Raw genomic sequence first — 16,216 nt, 5'->3', positions numbered from 1 at the left:
GGTCCGACGCCCGCTTGCATACCGAGAGTATGTAAACGTACTCTGAGTACGTACCAACGGTATGTGAGAAAGGAGCAGTCCATGACCTGGGATGCTTTCCACCACCGCGGAGACGTTCTCCGCGACGTCGTGGCCGAGGCCGAGGCCCGCCGCGACGGGGTGCTCCCGACGGAGCTGCCCGGCGTCACCGAGGCCTTCGGCGACGCCCACCACCTGGTCGCCGCCCTCCAGCTGCGCTGGCACACCCGCCTGGCCGGCAGCATCGAGCGCGCCCTCCAGGACCAGCCCGACGACCTGGAGTCCGCGGTGGTCTCCGGCTGGCGCGACGCCGCCACCGGGCTCGCGGGAGTCCGCCGGGTCCTCGACGAGCAGCGGGCCGCACCGGCGAGCCCCGAGGTCGGCGAGACGCTCGAGCGGGCGCACCGCAAGGAGGCCGCGATGCTCGCGGTGCTGGCCGGCCTGGCGTACGGCGCCGACGTGGCCGCCGTACGCGTCGGGGAGCGGCTCGAGGAGCGGGCACGGACGACGGTGCACCAGGCAGCCTGACCGGACGTGGCACGATGTCGTGCGTGGCTACCGAATCGCGCTCCGGTCAACCGAGCATCTCCTACTCGATCACCGTCCGCCTCGAGCTGCCTGCCGGCGGCTCGGCGATCAGCATGCTGACCAGCTGCGTCGAGGAGGCCGGGGGGATCGTCACCGCCCTCGACGTCACCGCCTCGGGCCACGACAAGCTCCGCATCGACGTCACCTGCGCCGCGTCCGACACCGCCCACGCGGACCGGATCGTCGACGCGCTGCGCTCGATCGAGGGCGTCGCGGTGCACAAGGTCTCCGACCGGACCTTCCTGATGCACCTCGGCGGCACCATCGAGATGGCCTCCAAGCACCCCATCCGCAACCGGGACGACCTCTCGATGGTCTACACGCCCGGGGTGGCGCGCGTCTGCGAGGCGATCGTCGCCAACCCCGAGGACGCCCGCCGGCTGACCGTCAAGCGCAACTCGGTCGCGGTCGTCACCGACGGCTCCGCGGTGCTCGGCCTGGGCAACATCGGGCCCGCCGCGGCGCTGCCGGTCATGGAGGGCAAGGCCGCCCTGTTCAAGCGGTTCGCCGGCATCGACGCCTGGCCGCTGTGCCTGGACACCCAGGACCCCGACCTGATCGTGGAGATCGTCCGCGCGGTGTCCCCGGGCTTCGCCGGCATCAACCTCGAGGACATCTCCGCGCCGCGCTGTTTCGAGATCGAGGCGCGGCTGCGCGAGATCCTCGACATCCCGGTGTTCCACGACGACCAGCACGGCACCGCGATCGTGGTGCTGGCCGCGCTGACCAACGCCCTGCGGGTGGTCGGCAAGCAGCTGTCCGCGGTGCGCATCGTGATGTCGGGGGCGGGTGCCGCCGGCACGGCGATCCTGCGCCTGCTCCTCGAGGCCGGCGCCCAGGACGTGGTGGTCGCCGACGTGGAGGGCGTGGTCTACCGCGAGCGTCCCGGTCTGCACGAGTCGCTGTTCGCCCTGGCGGAGGCGACCAACAAGAAGGGCCTCACCGGCACGATGCACGACGCCATCGTGGACGCCGACGTGTTCATCGGGGTGTCCGCGCCGAACGTCATCGACGGCGACGACGTGGCCCGGATGGCCGAGGGGTCGATCGTCTTCGCGCTCGCCAACCCGGTGCCCGAGATCGACCCGGGGGTGGCCCGCCGGCACGCAGCGGTGGTGGCCACCGGCCGCTCCGACTACCCGAACCAGATCAACAACGTGCTGGCCTTCCCGGGCGTGTTCCGCGGGCTGCTGGACGCCTCGGCGAACCAGATCGACGACACCCTGCTGGTCGCCGCGGCGGAGGCGATCGCCGGGGCCGTGACGGCCGACGAGCTGAACGCGAACTACATCATCCCGAGCGTGTTCCACGCCGACGTGCACACGGCGGTCGCGACCGCCGTACGCACGGCCGCGGAGGCGCACAAGAGCGCCGCCTCGGCGCATGCCTGACCACAGGGCTGCGCGCCTGCGCGTCGGCGACCTGCTGGTCGCCACCCCGGCCCTGCTGGACCCCAACTTCGAGCACACGGTCGTCCTGGTCCTCGACCTCGACGACAACGGCGCGCTCGGGGTGGTCCTGAACCGGCCCTCGACGGTGCTGGTCAGCGACGTGCTGCCCGGCTGGGACGACGTGGTGCGCACCCCCGACGTGCTGTTCCAGGGCGGCCCGGTCAGCACCGACTCGGCGCTCGCGGTCGGCGCCTCGATGACCTACGGCGTCGACCCGAACGTCGAGCCGGTGGGCTTCCGCCGGCTGTACGACGACGTGGGGATCGTGGACCTCGACACGCCCACCGAGATCGTCGCGCCGGCCCTGACCGGGATGCGGGTGTTCGCCGGGTACGCCGGGTGGGGGGGGACGAGCAGCTCCGGGAGGAGATCGCCGAGGGGTCCTGGTACGTCGTGCCGTCCCTGGCCGAGGACCTGTTCGGCACCGACCCGGCCGGTCTGTGGATGCGGGTGCTGCGCCGGCAGCCGGGCGAGCTGGCCTGGGTGTCCACCCAACCCGCCGACCCGACCTTGAACTGACGTTAGACTCGGTCACCGTGAGCACCCAGATGAGCCCCGGAGCCGAGACGATCGAGGATCGTCGGACCCTGCCGACCGACGACGGTGACCACGAGCGCTTCTCGCACTACGTCGAGAAGGACAAGCTCACCGAGGCGATGGTGATGGGCACGCCCGTCGTCGCGCTGTGCGGCAAGACGTGGGTGCCGAGCCGGGACCCGGAGAAGTACCCGGTCTGCCCGGAGTGCAAGGACGCGTGGGAGAACCTCCGGAAGGACGACGAGGAGTAACCGCTCCGCCTCCGCCCTGCTGACCCACGCACCCCCTCCGCGAGAGACGTGACTGACTCCGAACTCCCCGGCCTCGTTCCCGCTCCGCCCAAGGAGCTCCCCCCGGCCTACCCCGACCGCGCCGCCTGGGGCACGGCCACCAAGCTGCGGGCCTGGCAGACCGCCGCGCTCGAGTCGTACTTCACCGCGAACCCCAAGGACTTCCTGGCGGTCGCCACCCCGGGCGCCGGCAAGACCACCTTCGCGCTCACCGTGGCCGCCGAGCTGCTCTCGCGCCGGGTCGTCGACCGGGTGACCGTCGTGGCCCCGACCGAGCACCTCAAGACCCAGTGGGCCGAGGCCGCCGCGCGCGCCGGCATCCCGATCGACCCGACGTACTCCGGCAAGAAGGGCCGGACCAGCCAGGACTACGTCGGGGTCGCGGTGACCTACGCGGGCGTCGCGGTCAACCCGCTCGCGCACCGGATCCGCACGGAGCGGTTCAAGACGCTGGTGATCCTCGACGAGGTGCACCACGCCGGCGACGCGATGTCGTGGGGCGACGCGGTGCGCGAGGCCTTCGAGCCGGCCCAGCGCCGCCTCGCGCTGACCGGCACGCCGTTCCGCTCCGACATCAACCCGATCCCGTTCGTGTCCTACACCCCGGACCCCGACGGCGTCGGGCGCAGTGTCGCGGACTACACCTACGGCTACGCCCAGGCGCTCGCCGACCACGTGGTCCGCCCGGTGCTGTTCATGGCCTACAGCGGCGAGATGCAGTGGCGCACCCGCGCCGGCGACGAGATCTCGGCGCGGCTCGGCGAACCGCTCACCAAGGACCTCACCTCGCAGGCGCTGCGCACCGCGCTCGACCCGACCGGGGCGTGGATGCCCTCGGTGCTCGCCGCCGCGGACAAGCGGCTCACCGAGGTACGGCGCCACGTGCCCGACGCCGGGGCGATGGTGATCGCCTCCGACCAGGACTCCGCCCGGGCCTACGCCGCGCTGCTCAAGACGATCACCGGCGAACGGCCGACCGTCGTGCTGTCGGACGAGAAGGCCGCCTCGAAGCGGATCGCCGCCTACGCCGAGGGCGACGACCGGTGGATGGTTGCGGTGCGGATGGTGTCCGAGGGCGTCGACGTACCCCGGCTGGCCGTGGGGGTCTACGCCACCCGGACGTCCACCCCGCTGTTCTTCGCCCAGGCCGTCGGCCGGTTCGTGCGGGCCCGGCGGCGCGGCGAGACCGCGTCGGTGTTCCTGCCCTCGGTCCCGAACCTGCTCGGCTTCGCCTCCGAGATGGAGGTCCAGCGCGACCACGTGCTCAAGCGCAAGGTCAACGACGAGGGCGACATCTTCGCCGCCGAGGACGAGCTGCTCGCCCAGGCCAACGCCGCCGAGGGCGCCAGCGACGACGAGCTCGGCACGTTCGAGGCGATGGGCTCCGAGGCACGGTTCGACCGGGTGCTCTACGACGGCGGCGAGTTCGGGCACGAGGGCGAGGTGCACGTCGGCTCCGACGAGGAGATGGACTTCCTCGGCATCCCGGGCCTGCTCGAGGCCGACCAGGTCCGCGACCTGCTGCACTCCCGGCAGAGCGAGCGCGCCAAGCTGCAGCGCCGGACCCGCTCCACGCCCGAGGACGTGGTCCGCGACGTCTCGACCCACGAGCAGCTCGCCACCCTGCGGCGCGAGCTGAACGGCCTGGTCGCGGCGTGGAACCACCGCACCGGCCAGCCGCACGGGGTCACGCACGCGGCGCTGCGCAAGGACTGCGGCGGGCCGGCCGCCGCCGTGGCGACCGCCGCCCAGCTGCAGGGCCGGATCGACCGGATCCGGGACTGGGCCGCCAAGCGCAAGAGCAGCTGACCGCGTCCGATAGGTTCGGGCGCATGGCGGCGGAGACCTCCCAGACCCTGGACCGCGGACTGCGCGCCCTGCGGACGCTGGCGGCCACGCCCGGTGGCATGAGCATCACCGCGCTGGCCGCCGAGATCGGCGTGAACCGCACCGTGGTCTACCGGCTGGTCGCCACCCTCGAGCAGCACGGCCTGGCCCGGCGCGACGCGAGCGGGCGGCTGCACGTCGGGCTCGGCGTCCTGGCGCTGGCCCGGGGGCTGCAGCCGGTGCTGCGCGAGCTGGCCGGCCCGGTGCTCCGGTCGCTGGCCGAGGAGGTCGGCTGCACCGCGCACCTCACGGTCGCGGACGGGGGCGAGGCGCTGGCGATCGCGGTCGTCGAGCCCAGCTGGACCGACTACCACGTGGCCTACCGGGTCGGCGCGCGTCACGCCCTGGACCAGGGGGCCGCCGGTCGGGCGATCCTGCTCGGCCGCGGGGAGGGTGGCGCAGCGACGTACGTGGAGACGGTGGGGGAGATCCAGCCCGGCGCGCGCGGCGTCGCAGCCCCGGTGCTCGGCGTCGAGGGGCTCGAGGCGTCGGTCGGCATCGTGTCACTGGGCGAGCTCGACGGCCCGGTGGTCGGACCCCTGGTGGTCGCGGCCGCGGCGCAGGTCTCCGCCCGGCTGTCCTGACCCGGCTCAGCGGGTGAGCAGGGGCTGCGCGCCGGCGAGCACGGCGGAGTAGGACTCCCGCACCCGGCGGTAGTAGCCCGCGGAGGCCGGGTCGGGCTGCACGACGGTCTCCTCCCGCTTCCAGCGCGGCGCCGTCTCGTCCTGCGAGAGCGTCCACGCGGCCTGGCGGGCGGCACCGAGGGCGACGTACTCCGCGGGCACCGGTACGGCGACCGGGAGCGCGAACAGCCCGGCGGCGATCCGTTGCACGGCGGCCGAGCGGGCCGCCCCGCCGATCAGCACGATGCGCCGGGGGGTGACGCCGGAGGCCTCCAGGGGCGCGACGGCGTCGGCCAGCCCGCAGAGCATGCCCTCCACCGACGCGCGGACCAGGTGGGCCGGCGTCGCGTTGGCGCGGGTCAGTCCGTGCAGCATCCCGGTGGCGTCCGGCAGCGCCGGGGTGCGCTCGCCGTCGAGGAAGGGCAGCAGCACCAGGCCGGCGGTGTCGTCGACCGAGAGCGCGAGCCGGTCGAGGTCGGCCAGCTCGGCGCCGGCCATCGTCAGCGCCGCCCCGATCACCCGGGCGGCGTTCAGGGTGCACACCAGCGGCAGGAACCGGCCGGTCGCGTCGGCGAACCCGGCGACGATGCCGCTCGGGTCGGCGGCGGGCCGCTCGGCGACCGCGAACACGGTGCCGCTGGTGCCGAGCGAGACGACCACGTCGCCGGGCTCGAGCTCGAGGCCGAGCGCGGCGCCCATGTTGTCGCCGGTGCCGGGCGCCAGCACGAGGCCGGTGGGCGTCTCGCCGACCGCCTCGCGCGGTCCGGCCACCCGGGGGGACCGCGAGCTCGCGGCCGAAGGCGGTGCGGAGCAGGTCGGGACGGTAGGTCCCCTCGGCGGCGGACCAGTAGCCGGTGCCGGACGCGTCGCCGCGGTCGGTGGTCGGCTCGCCCGCACCGCCGCGCAGCTGGTGGGTGATCCAGTCGTGGGGGAGCAGCACGCCCTGCGCGCGGGCGGCGACGTCGGGCTCGTGGTCGGCCACCCAGCGGAGCTTGGTGACGGTGAAGCTGGCGACCGGCACGACACCGGTGGTGTCGGCCCAGACCTGCGGGCCGCCGAGCTCCTCGATCAGCGTCGCCGCCTGCGGGGCCGACCGGTTGTCGTTCCACAGCAGCGCCTCGCGCACCGGGGTGCCGGCCTCGTCGACCAGCACCATGCCGTGCTGCTGACCGCCGACGGAGACCGCCTCGACGCCGTCCAGGAGGCCGGCCGAGGCCTCCTCCCAGGCCTGCCACCACACGCGGGCGTCGACCTCGGTGACGTCGGGGTGCGGGGCTCTGCCCTCGCGCACGACCTCGCCGGTGTCGGCGTCGCACACCACGACCTTGGTGTTCTGGGTGGAGCAGTCCACGCCTGCCACGAGTCTCACGCGGGCGAGACTACCCGTCCCCGGGACCCGCGACACTGGCGTCCATCAACGGCAGGACTCGGTAGGGGATCTGGGTGGCCAGCGCGATCACCGTCGACGAGCGGACGATGCCGGCGTCGGAGAGCACCGCGTCGATCACCCGCTGGAGGTCGGTGTTGGAGCGGGCCACCACCCGCGCCCACATGTCCCCGGCGCCGGTGATCGTGACCGCCTCGAGCACCTCGGGGATCCGGGCCAGGTGCCGGGCCACCGACACGTGGCCGGCCCCCTGCCGGATCTCCAGGGTCAGGAAGGCGGTGACCGGGTAGCCCAGCGCCTCCGGGTCCAGCTCGGGACCCCAGCCCTCGATCACCCCGGCGGCGGCGAGCTTGTCGAGCCGGGCCTGCACGGTGCCCCGGGCGACGCCGAGCCGCCGGGACGCCTCGAGCACCCCGATGCGTGGCTCGTCCGCCAGCAGATGCAGCAGGGTGGCGTCCAGATCGTCCACGATCACTCCTCCGAGTGGGCAGGTTGCACAGTGTTTCGTTGCACTGTTGCACAAACCGTTCGCCGCGGGCAGGCTGCGGGCATGACCGACTCCCTGACGCACGCGCTGACCCCCGACGAGCTCAAGGCCGACCTGACCCTGGAGCAGCTCCAGCAGCTGGTCGGGCTGGTGGAGTACGACGAGGAGCGCGACGTCTTCCCGGTCACCGGCTGGGACTCGATCGTGTTCGTCGTCGGCAACGCGACCCAGACCGCGCACTACTACCAGTCCGCGTGGGGCATGCACCTCGAGGCCTACTCCGGCCCGGAGAACGGCAACCGCGACCACAAGTCCTTCGTGCTGCGCTCCGGCTCGATCCGGTTCGTGATCAACGGCGCCGTCGACCCGGACAGCCCGCTCGTCGAGCACCACCGCGTGCACGGCGACGGTGTCGTGGACATCGCGCTGGAGGTCCCCGACGTGGACCGCTGCGTCGCCCAGGCCCGGAAGGCCGGCGCGAGCGTGGTCCGCGAGCCCGAGGACATCACCGACGAGCACGGCACGATCCGGATCGCCGCCATCGCGACGTACGGCGAGACCCGGCACACGCTGGTCGACCGCAGCCGGTACGACGGGCCCTACCTCCCGGGCTACGTCGCAGCCGAGAGCCGGTGGGTCAAGCGCGAGGGCGAGCCGAAGCGGCTGTTCCAGGCCCTCGACCACATCGTCGGCAACGTCGAGCTCGGCAGGATGGAGCAGTGGGTCTCGTTCTACAACGAGGTGATGGGCTTCGTGAACATGGCGGAGTTCATCGGCGACGACATCGCCACCGACTACTCGGCGCTGATGAGCAAGGTCGTCGCCAACGGCAACCACCGGGTGAAGTTCCCCCTCAACGAGCCGGCGATCGCCGCGCGCAAGTCGCAGATCGACGAGTACCTCGAGTTCTACCGCGGCCCGGGCGCCCAGCACCTCGCGCTGGCCTGCAACGACATCCTCGCGACCGTCGACGCCCTGCGCGCCAACGGCGTGGAGTTCCTCGACACCCCGGACTCCTACTACGAGGACCCGGCGCTGCGCGAGCGGATCGGCAACGTGCGGGTGCCGATCGAGGAGCTGCAGTCGCGCAAGATCCTGGTCGACCGCGACGAGGACGGCTACCTGCTGCAGATCTTCACCAAGCCGCTCGGCGACCGGCCGACGGTGTTCTTCGAGCTGATCGAGCGGCACGGCTCGCTCGGCTTCGGCAAGGGCAACTTCAAGGCGCTCTTCGAGGCGATCGAGCGCGAGCAGGACAAGCGCGGCAACCTCTGAGCCGTTCCCCGGACACGACCGGCGGAGATCTCTAGGATCCCGCCCCATGACCGAGATGCCGGAGGGCTGGTACACCGACCCCGCTCCCGCCAATCCCGCCTACCCGACGACGATGCGGTGGTGGGACGGCCGGGCGTGGACCGCCCGCACCCGTCCGGCGAAGCGCGCGGAGCGGGAGGAGTCGCAGGCCCGCCTGCACGCCGAGCAGATGCGCAGGGCCGAGGCGTACGCCGAGCAGGTCGCCCTGCACCACCAGCAGCACGGCGGCGTCGGGCAGCTGCAGGTGGAGGCGCCGGACGTCTCCCGCTACGTCACCCCGGACGGTCAGCTGCTGGCCGGGTGGGGCCGCCGGCTGGCGGCGTACCTGCTGGACGGGGTGCTGCTCCTCGCGCTCACCGTGCTCCTGGGCTGGCCCTTCGTGCGACGCGTGGGGGAGGCCTACTCCACGTTCATGACTCTCACGCTCGAGGCGGCCCGGACCGGGACCCCGCCCCCGGACGCCCGCGCGTTCACCGACGCGGTGGCCGGGCCGATCGCGCTGTTCGGGCTGGTCGCGCTGGCGGTCGGGTTCGTCTACGGCGTCGGGTTCCTCAAGGCGTTCTCGGCGACCCCGGGCAAGCTGCTGGTGGGGATCGAGGTGCGGCTCCGCGAGGCGCCGGGCCCGCTGCCCTGGGGCACCGTCCTGGTCCGGTGGGTCGGGCAGAACGGCAGCTCGTTCGTGTCGCTGGTGCCGCTCGTCGGGCCGCTCCTCGGCTTCTGCTACGCCCTGCTCGACGGGCTCTGGCCGCTGTGGGACGGGAGGCGGCAGGCGCTCCACGACAAGCCGGCGCGCACCAGCGTCGTGCGCCGCTGAGCGGGCCTCAGAGCACCTTCGACAGGAACGACGTGGTGCGCTCGTGCTGCGGGTCGGACAGCACGTCGGCGGGGCGGCCCTCCTCGACGATGACGCCGCCGTCCATGAACACCAGGTGGTCGCCGACCTCGCGGGCGAAGCCCATCTCGTGCGTCACCACCATCATCGTCATCCCCTCGGAGGCGAGGTCCTTCATCACCGCGAGCACGTCCCCGACGAGCTCGGGGTCGAGCGCGCTGGTGGGCTCGTCGAACAGCATCATGTCGGGGTCCATCGACAGCGCCCGGGCGATCGCGACCCGCTGCTGCTGGCCGCCGGACAGGTGCGCCGGGTAGGCGTCCACCTTCTCCGACAGGCCGACCTTCTCCAGGTTCCTGCGGGCCACCGCGACGGCCTCGTCCTTGCTGCGGCCCTTGACCCGCTGCTGGGCGATCGTGAGGTTGCGCAGCACCGACAGGTGCGGGAACAGGTTGAAGGACTGGAACACGATCCCGATGCGGGAGCGGACCTTGTCGACGTCGACGTCGGGGTCGGTGATCTCGATGCCCTCGACGAAGATCCTCCCCGAGGTCGGGGTCTCCAGCAGGTTCACGCAGCGCAGCAGCGTCGACTTTCCGGAGCCGGAGGGCCCGATGACGCAGACCACCTGGCCGTTGTCGACGTGGAAGTCGATGCCCTTGAGCACCTCGTTGGCGCCGAACGACTTGTGCAGGTCCTGCACGTCGATCGCCGCGGCGACCGGGTCGACCTGTGGCTCGGTCATCAGCGGGCCCTCTCCGCACGGGCTTCCATGCGACGTACGACGATGGACAGCGGGATGGTGATCAGCAGGTAGCAGAGCGCGATGCCGACCAGGGGCGTGAGGTTCTTCTCCTGGTTGAGCACGTCGCGGCCGAACTTGGTCAGCTCGTACTCGGTCAGCGCCAGGCCCAGGATGTAGACCAGCGAGGAGTCCTTGGTGAGCAGGATCAGCTCGTTGGTCAGCGGCGGGAGCACGATCCGGAACGCCTGCGGGATGACGATCGAGATCATCGCCCGGCTGTGGGACATGCCCAACGAGCGGGCCGCCTCCAGCTGCCCCTTCGGGACCGCCTGGATGCCGGCCCGGATCGTCTCGGCCATGTAGGCCGCGCCGACGAGGCCGAGGGCGACCGTGACGGTGCCGACGATGCCGCCGGGCACCTCCCGGCCCGGGAACGCGATCGGGATGCCGATGCTGAAGGCGATGAAGACCACCAGCGCGGGCACGCCCCGGAAGAACTCGATGACCGCGGTGGCGATCCAGCGGTACGGCGCGACCGGGGACAGCCGCATCAGCGCGAGCAGCAGGCCCAGCACCAGCCCGAACGTGAACGCGCAGACCGTGTAGATCAGCGTGTTCTTCAGGGCCACCGTGATGATCGACGGCCACATGGTCGCCATCACCTGCGGGTCGAGGAAGACCGACTGGAGCTTGGCCCAGTCGGCGGTCACCGCGACGAGCAGCACGACGAGCGCGAGCACGACGTACTGCACGCCGCGGGACACGCGGGCCTTCTTGCGCGGGCTCATCGCCACGACGTCACCGCCACGACGCCACCGGCCGGCCGGCCGGTCACTTGCTGGGCGCTTCGCCGAAGTACTTCTTGTAGATCGCGTCGTAGTCGCCGTCCTTCTTGGACTCGGCGATCGCGTCGTCGATGTCCTTGAGCAGCGCGTCGTTCTGGCCCTTGGCGACCGCGAAGCCGTACTGCTCGCCGGTGTCGAACTCGGTGGCGACCTGGGTGTCGGGGTTGCTCTTGACGTAGTCGTAGAGCACGCCGTTGTCGTTGACGCCGGCGTCGAGCTGGCCGCTCTTGACCGCGGCGGTGAGCAGCGCGAGGTCCTCGTACTCCTTGACCGTCGCGGTCTTCGGCGCGTTGGCCCGGACGTAGTCGGCGCCGGTGGTGCCGAGCTGGACGCCGACGGTCTTGCCGGCGAGGTCGTCGAGGCCCTTGAGGGGGGAGCCCTTCGCGACCAGCATCGCCTGGGTGGCGTCGAAGTAGGGCGAGGAGAAGTCGAGGACCTTCTTGCGGTCGTCGGTGATCGTCATGCCCGCCGCGGCCACGTCGCACTTGCCGGTGTTCAGCGACTGGCCGGACTCGATGCCCTCGAAGGGGGTGTCGAAGATCGACTGCTTCAGGTCCAGCTTCTTCGCGACCAGGTCCATCATGTCGACGTCGAAGCCGACGACCTTGCCGCCCTCGTTGTACTGGAACGGCTTGTACGGCAGGTGCGTGCAAACGGTCAGGGTGCCCTTCTTGACGATCTTGGCACCCCCCGCGACCGACGTCTTGTCCCCTCCGGCGGCGCACCCCGCGAGGGTGAGCGAGAGGGCGGCGGCGGTGGCCAGGGCGCGTGCGAGGCGATGATTCATGCGTTTCACCCTAGACAATGGCGTCGGCCGCGAGGTCGGCGGTAGTCAGTCGAGGTCGGCGACCGCGAGCAGCTCGGCCTCTTCCTCGGCCTCCTCGTCGGCGGCTCCGGCCACGTGCTGGTGGGCGTTCAGCGTGTTGCGCCCGACGTACAGGACGACCACGCCGAGGAGCACGGCGGCGGCGCCCATCCAGAACGGCGCGTGGATGCTGACGTTCTCGCCGAGCTTGCCGGCGGCGTACGGCGCGATGGCACCGCCGGAGAACCGGACGAAGGAGTACGCCGCGGAGGCGACCGGCCGCTCGACCGGGGCGGCGCCCATCACGGCCTCGGTGATCAGGGTGTTGTTGATGCCGAGGAACGCGCCGGCCACGATGATCCCGACGACCAGCACGGTCTTGGAGTCGGTGAACAACGCCATCACCGCCAGGTCGGCGGAGAAGAGCACCAGGGCGCCGAGCACGCTCGGCACGGTGCCGAAGTGCCTCTGCAGCCACGGGGCGAGCCAGACGGACGCGACGGCGAGCAGCAGGCCCCAGCCGAAGAAGATGAAGCCGACCTGCGAGGCGGTCATGTCCAGCGGGAACGGCGCGTAGGCGAGCAGCGCGAAGAAGCCCATGTTGTAGAACAGCGCGGTCACCGCGATGGTCGCGAGGCCCGGGTAGCGGAGGGCCCGGAACGGGTCCAGGATCGACGTCTTGTGCTCGCTGGGCGGGGTCTTCGGCAGGAAGAACGCGGTGCCGACCAGTGCGATCACCATCAGGCCGGCGACGCCGAAGAACGGGCCACGCCAGGAGATCGAGCCGAGCTGGCCGCCGACGAGCGGGCCGGCCGCGATGCCGAGGCCGAGCGCCGCCTCGAACAGGATGATCGCCTGGGCGACCGATCCGCTGGCGGCCGACACGATCGTGGCCAGGGCGGTGGCGATGAACAGCGCGTTGCCCAGGCCCCAGCCCGCCCGGAAGCCGACGATGGCGCCGATGGAGCTCGAGGAGCCCGCGAGCGCGGAGAAGATGATGATCAGCACCAGGCCGGACAGCAGGGTGCGCTTGGCGCCGATCCGGCTGGAGACCACGCCGGTGACCAGCATCGCGACGCCGGTGACGGCCATGTAGCTGGTGAACAGCAGCGACACCTGGCTCGGCGTCGCGTCGAGCTGGTCGGCGATCGGCTTGAGGATCGGGTCCACCAGGCCGATGCCCATGAACGCGATCACGCAGGCGAAGGCGACGGCCCACACGGCCCGGGGCTGCTGGAGGATGGACGGGGCCGGGTCGCCTGTCTGCTGGTGGCCGGCCGGTGCGGTGCGGGTGCTCACGCGTCTCCTTCTGGTGCGTCATCGTCTGGTGCGGTGTCGGGCTGGTCGAGCAGGCCCCGGAGCACGGCGACGGCCGTGGCGAGGTCCTGCTCGTCGTGGTGGGGGTCCGTCCGGAGCCGGGCGGCGACGACCGCGGCGCGCTCGCGGCGGGCACCGGTCAGGATCGTGCGGCCGGCCTCGGTCAGCGTGACCAGGCTCGAGCGGGCGTCGGCGGGGTTCGGCTCCTTGAGCGCCCAACCCCGGTCGCAGAGCGTCTGCACCCCGGCCGACATCGTCGGCTGGGAGCAGCGGTCGGCGGCGGCGAGCGCGCCGATGGTGACCGGGCCCAGCTCGTCGACCTGGGAGAGCAGCCGGAGGCTGGCGGTCGGCACCTGGGTGCTCAGACCGACGGCCTGGCGGGTGATCGCCCGGACGAGCCGGCCGGTGTAGAGCACCAGCTCGGCGCTCAGCTCCTCCAGGGAGGACTCCGCGATTGCTTGGTGCACCCAAACAACATACATAGGAAGCCTATATATGTCACCCCGATGCGATGTCTGGTGGGTCACGGGCCGGCGGGGGCCGGGTCGTGGGTGTCCCGCTAGGCCTGTTGCCCGAGGTCGGTCTCGACGAGGAGGTCGGAGGGGTCGAGGTCGGGGTCGTGGGTGCGGGCGGTGCCGACGGGGTGGGCGCCGCTGTGGTCCTGGAGGTGGAGCAGGCCGTACGGGGGAGGCGGTACGAGCCGGCTACGCGGCGGACTCGTCACTCGCCGGCACGTCCGGGCGGCACAGCGGGCAGAGCCCGGAGTCGTCGGCCTGGTGCAGCTCGCACTCGGTGCACCACCACGTGTAGGTCCGCTGCACGGTCGCGGCACGGTGCACCTCGAGGTTCGCGCGCAGGTGGGCGAAGCGGTCGTGGGAGGCCATGGCACCCATGGTGCCCGGAACAGGTTTCCAGGAGGTCAAAACGTGACACGCGCCGCGTATCGGAAGCGGGTGAGGTCGCTCACCCGGGAAGGACGGTGCCGGTGACCTCACCGAGGCCGATGCGACCGCCGCCGGTGCCGGGGGCGGTGGCACGCAGGGTCACCGTGTCGCCGTCCTGCAGGAAAGTGCGCTCCTGGCCGGCCACGGTGAACGGCTCCGTGCCGCCCCACGACAGCTCGAGGAGCGAGCCGCGCTGCTCCGGCGCGGGACCGCTGATGGTGCCCGAGCCGAACAGGTCGCCGGTGCGCAGCGACGCCCCGTTGACCGTGAGGTGCGCGAGCATCTGCGCGGGGGACCAGTACATCGAGGCGTACGGCGGCCTGCTCACCGTCTCGCCGTTGAGCACCACCTCGAGGTCGATGTCGAAGCCGGCGCCCGGCCCGACGCGGAGGTAGTCGAGCGGCTCGGGGTCCTGGCCGGGCAGGTCCACGTGGGCGGCGGCGAGCGCGTCGAGCGGGGTGACCCAGCCGGCCACCGAGGTGGCGAAGGACTTCCCCAGGAACGGCCCGAGGGGGACGTACTCCCAGGCCTGGATGTCGCGGGCCGACCAGTCGTTGAGCAGCGTCACGCCGAACACGTGGTCGGCGAACGCGTCCACGCCGACCCGGCTGCCGAGCTCCGACGGGGCACCGACCACGAAGCCGAGCTCGGCCTCCATGTCCAACCGGCTGCTGGGCCCGTAGCCGGGGCCGGCCGCGCCGGGCGCCTTGCTCTGCCCCGACGGGCGGCGGACGCCGGTGCCGGAGACGACGACCGTCCCGGCCCGACCGTGGTAGCCGGCCGGCAGGTGCCGCCAGTTGGGCTTCAGCGGCTCGTCGTCCGGGCGGAAGATCCGGCCGACGTTGCTCGCGTGGTCCAGGGAGCAGTAGAAGTCGACGTAGTCGGCCACCTCGAACGGCATCCGCATCGCCACCTCGGCGAGCGGCACGAGGGACGGCCCGACCAGGTCGCGCTCGGTCTCGTCGGTGAGCAGTGCCGTCAGCCAGGTCCGGATCGCGCTCCAGGCCGGGCGGCCCAGCGCGAGCAGCGGGTTGAGGGACGGCTCCTCGAACACGTGCGCGATCTCGAGCATCTCGCTGGCCGCCACCGGGGCCAGGTCGACGACCTGGTCGCCGATGCGGACGCCGACCCGGGGCGGCTCGTCGTCGTGGGTGAACACGCCGTACGGCAGGTTGTCGATGTCGAAGAGCGAGCCGGCGGCGCCCTCCACCCAGGTCGGTCGGGTCACCTGCGTCATGGCTGCACCAGTCCTAGCGCGTGGAGGTCGTGGAGCGGGTCGAGCACGCTGCAGGACCCGAAGGACCGGAACCACCGGCGGGCGCCGGCCAGGCCGGCTTCGTCGGTGCCGGCGAGCAGCGCGTCGGCGTCGGTCTCCTCGAGTACGGCGGCCACGTCGGCCACCGACGCGCCGTCCAGGCTGGCCCGGGTCGCGAGCAGCACGTTGAGGAAGCCGTGGTGGGTCAGGCCGCTCGTCGCGTCGACGTGCCGCAGCGCGTGGTGCAGCCCGGCCGTGCACTTGAACGGGAGCTCGCGGTCCAGGGCGGCGGCGACGCTGGTGGCGAGCTCGGTCGGGGACGGGAAGGCGTCGGCCTCGAGGCCCCCGGTGCGCAGCTTGAGCCGGTGGTCGCTCGCGGCGATCTCGTCGAGCGCCGACAGCCAGTCGGGGGTCGGCCCGGCGTCGTACAGCCGGGGCATCTCGACCGACACCGGGGTCTCGTCGTCGAGGTCCCCGGTGGCCACCAGCTGGTCCACCGCGGTGGTGATCCGGCGGGCGTTGTGGGTCAGCTCGCCGGTCGCCGAGTCGCGCAGCGCGATCTCGACGCCGCGCAGCTCGAGCTCACGCGCCCGGTGCACGGCGGGCTGGAGCGCGCCCGCCCCGCCGGAGACCACCACGATCACCGATAGTCCGTGACGAACTTGTCCCTCGGAGGCCCCCGGGACAGCACGTTCGTCACGGACTATCCGGGCGAGGTCGGGCAGGTGGGCGTCCCCGACGACCAGGGGGCCGACCAGGTCGGCGTAAGGCGCCGCGCGGTGCTCGCGATGGGCGCGGACGGCCTCGTCGAGGGGGGCGTTGCCGGGCGGGAAGACGGCCGCGTCGTCGACCAGGCCGGCGAAGGCTGCTGGAATGGTTGACACGGCTCCG

General features: G+C 72.3%; 18 protein-coding genes and 2 pseudogenes. 9 read left to right on the top strand and 11 right to left on the bottom strand.

Going from position 1 to position 16,216, the window contains the following annotated elements; all coding sequences use genetic code 11:
• The first annotated feature begins 81 nt into the window (after window positions 1-81).
• From KRR39_RS14105 to KRR39_RS14080, 7 genes and pseudogenes are all read left to right on the top strand, one after another.
• A complete protein-coding gene (locus KRR39_RS14105) occupies window positions 82-546 on the top strand; it encodes a hypothetical protein (RefSeq protein WP_216937784.1) in 465 nt (154 codons plus the stop codon).
• Between the two features lie 23 nt (window positions 547-569).
• Window positions 570-1,997, top strand: a complete 1,428-nt coding sequence (locus KRR39_RS14100) for an NAD-dependent malic enzyme (RefSeq protein ID WP_254185141.1) — start codon at window positions 570-572, stop codon at window positions 1,995-1,997.
• A pseudogene (locus tag KRR39_RS26645) lies at window positions 1,990-2,343 on the top strand (YqgE/AlgH family protein); the annotation flags it as partial. The gene KRR39_RS14100 and the pseudogene KRR39_RS26645, both read left to right, overlap by 8 nt.
• Before the next feature lie 53 nt (window positions 2,344-2,396).
• A complete protein-coding gene (locus tag KRR39_RS26640) occupies window positions 2,397-2,576 on the top strand; it encodes a YqgE/AlgH family protein (RefSeq protein ID WP_496113266.1) in 180 nt (59 codons plus the stop codon).
• A gap of 17 nt (window positions 2,577-2,593) precedes the next feature.
• Window positions 2,594-2,845, top strand: a complete 252-nt coding sequence (locus tag KRR39_RS14090; protein WP_216937781.1) for a DUF3039 domain-containing protein — start codon at window positions 2,594-2,596, stop codon at window positions 2,843-2,845.
• A 48-nt stretch (window positions 2,846-2,893) separates the two neighbouring features.
• Window positions 2,894-4,693: a DEAD/DEAH box helicase gene (locus KRR39_RS14085; RefSeq protein WP_216937780.1), complete on the top strand. Its 1,800-nt coding sequence runs from the start codon at window positions 2,894-2,896 to the stop codon at window positions 4,691-4,693.
• Window positions 4,694-4,716: 23 nt separating this feature from the next.
• Window positions 4,717-5,355 (top strand): IclR family transcriptional regulator, encoded by a 639-nt coding sequence (locus KRR39_RS14080; RefSeq protein ID WP_216937779.1) that lies wholly within the window; start codon window positions 4,717-4,719, stop codon window positions 5,353-5,355.
• A gap of 6 nt (window positions 5,356-5,361) precedes the next feature.
• Here KRR39_RS14080 and KRR39_RS26160 read toward each other — a convergent pair whose 3' ends face one another.
• From KRR39_RS26160 to KRR39_RS25650, 3 genes and pseudogenes are all read right to left on the bottom strand, one after another.
• Window positions 5,362-6,165, bottom strand: a complete 804-nt coding sequence (locus KRR39_RS26160; protein ID WP_254185140.1) for an FGGY-family carbohydrate kinase — start codon at window positions 6,163-6,165, stop codon at window positions 5,362-5,364.
• A 94-nt stretch (window positions 6,166-6,259) separates the two neighbouring features.
• Window positions 6,260-6,712, bottom strand: a pseudogene (locus KRR39_RS26155) (FGGY family carbohydrate kinase); the annotation flags it as partial.
• Between the two features lie 61 nt (window positions 6,713-6,773).
• Window positions 6,774-7,250: an Lrp/AsnC family transcriptional regulator gene (locus KRR39_RS25650; RefSeq protein WP_216937778.1), complete on the bottom strand. Its 477-nt coding sequence runs from the start codon at window positions 7,248-7,250 to the stop codon at window positions 6,774-6,776.
• An 81-nt stretch (window positions 7,251-7,331) separates the two neighbouring features.
• Here KRR39_RS25650 and hppD point away from each other — a divergent pair, with 81 nt between their 5' ends.
• A complete protein-coding gene (hppD, locus tag KRR39_RS14065) occupies window positions 7,332-8,543 on the top strand; it encodes a 4-hydroxyphenylpyruvate dioxygenase (RefSeq protein WP_216937777.1) in 1,212 nt (403 codons plus the stop codon).
• A 46-nt stretch (window positions 8,544-8,589) separates the two neighbouring features.
• A complete protein-coding gene (locus KRR39_RS14060) occupies window positions 8,590-9,396 on the top strand; it encodes an RDD family protein (protein ID WP_216937776.1) in 807 nt (268 codons plus the stop codon).
• Between the two features lie 7 nt (window positions 9,397-9,403).
• Here KRR39_RS14060 and KRR39_RS14055 read toward each other — a convergent pair whose 3' ends face one another.
• The 8 genes from KRR39_RS14055 to KRR39_RS14020 form a co-directional block, all read right to left on the bottom strand.
• Window positions 9,404-10,159, bottom strand: a complete 756-nt coding sequence (locus tag KRR39_RS14055) for an amino acid ABC transporter ATP-binding protein (protein ID WP_216937774.1) — start codon at window positions 10,157-10,159, stop codon at window positions 9,404-9,406.
• A complete protein-coding gene (locus KRR39_RS14050) occupies window positions 10,159-10,947 on the bottom strand; it encodes an amino acid ABC transporter permease (protein WP_216937771.1) in 789 nt (262 codons plus the stop codon). The genes KRR39_RS14055 and KRR39_RS14050 overlap by 1 nt, the downstream gene beginning before the upstream one ends.
• A 43-nt stretch (window positions 10,948-10,990) precedes the next feature.
• Complete coding sequence (locus tag KRR39_RS14045) at window positions 10,991-11,791, bottom strand: basic amino acid ABC transporter substrate-binding protein (RefSeq protein WP_216937768.1); 801 nt, start codon at window positions 11,789-11,791, stop codon at window positions 10,991-10,993.
• Between the two features lie 45 nt (window positions 11,792-11,836).
• Window positions 11,837-13,108, bottom strand: a complete 1,272-nt coding sequence (locus KRR39_RS14040; RefSeq protein ID WP_254185139.1) for an MFS transporter — start codon at window positions 13,106-13,108, stop codon at window positions 11,837-11,839.
• Complete coding sequence (locus tag KRR39_RS14035; protein ID WP_216937767.1) at window positions 13,105-13,593, bottom strand: MarR family winged helix-turn-helix transcriptional regulator; 489 nt, start codon at window positions 13,591-13,593, stop codon at window positions 13,105-13,107. The genes KRR39_RS14040 and KRR39_RS14035 overlap by 4 nt, the downstream gene beginning before the upstream one ends.
• A gap of 237 nt (window positions 13,594-13,830) precedes the next feature.
• On the bottom strand, window positions 13,831-14,010 hold the full coding sequence (locus KRR39_RS14030; RefSeq protein WP_216937764.1) for a hypothetical protein: 180 nt from the start codon (window positions 14,008-14,010) through the stop codon (window positions 13,831-13,833).
• 79 nt (window positions 14,011-14,089) lie between these two features.
• On the bottom strand, window positions 14,090-15,307 hold the full coding sequence (gene fahA / locus KRR39_RS14025) for a fumarylacetoacetase (RefSeq protein ID WP_216937761.1): 1,218 nt from the start codon (window positions 15,305-15,307) through the stop codon (window positions 14,090-14,092).
• On the bottom strand, window positions 15,304-16,209 hold the full coding sequence (locus KRR39_RS14020) for a hypothetical protein (RefSeq protein ID WP_216937759.1): 906 nt from the start codon (window positions 16,207-16,209) through the stop codon (window positions 15,304-15,306). The genes fahA and KRR39_RS14020 overlap by 4 nt, the downstream gene beginning before the upstream one ends.
• Window positions 16,210-16,216 lie beyond the last annotated feature (7 nt).

Origin of the sequence: Nocardioides panacis (assembly GCF_019039255.1) — a bacterium.
Taxonomy (GTDB): Bacteria; Actinomycetota; Actinomycetes; order Propionibacteriales; family Nocardioidaceae; genus Nocardioides_B; species Nocardioides_B panacis.
This window is presented reverse-complemented; position numbering and strand designations above follow the sequence as displayed.

Excerpts from the sequence above, each read along its gene's own strand:
- KRR39_RS14105 (WP_216937784.1), top strand. The coding sequence starts at position 82 with ATGACCTGGGATGCTTTCCACCACCGCGGAGACGTTCTCCGCGACGTC.
- KRR39_RS14080 (WP_216937779.1), top strand. The coding sequence starts at position 4,717 with ATGGCGGCGGAGACCTCCCAGACCCTGGACCGCGGACTGCGCGCCCTG.
- hppD (WP_216937777.1), top strand. The coding sequence starts at position 7,332 with ATGACCGACTCCCTGACGCACGCGCTGACCCCCGACGAGCTCAAGGCC.
- KRR39_RS14060 (WP_216937776.1), top strand. The coding sequence starts at position 8,590 with ATGACCGAGATGCCGGAGGGCTGGTACACCGACCCCGCTCCCGCCAAT.
- KRR39_RS14055 (WP_216937774.1), bottom strand. The coding sequence starts at position 10,159 with ATGACCGAGCCACAGGTCGACCCGGTCGCCGCGGCGATCGACGTGCAG.
- KRR39_RS14050 (WP_216937771.1), bottom strand. The coding sequence starts at position 10,947 with ATGAGCCCGCGCAAGAAGGCCCGCGTGTCCCGCGGCGTGCAGTACGTC.
- KRR39_RS14045 (WP_216937768.1), bottom strand. The coding sequence starts at position 11,791 with ATGAATCATCGCCTCGCACGCGCCCTGGCCACCGCCGCCGCCCTCTCG.
- KRR39_RS14030 (WP_216937764.1), bottom strand. The coding sequence starts at position 14,010 with ATGGCCTCCCACGACCGCTTCGCCCACCTGCGCGCGAACCTCGAGGTG.
- fahA (WP_216937761.1), bottom strand. The coding sequence starts at position 15,307 with ATGACGCAGGTGACCCGACCGACCTGGGTGGAGGGCGCCGCCGGCTCG.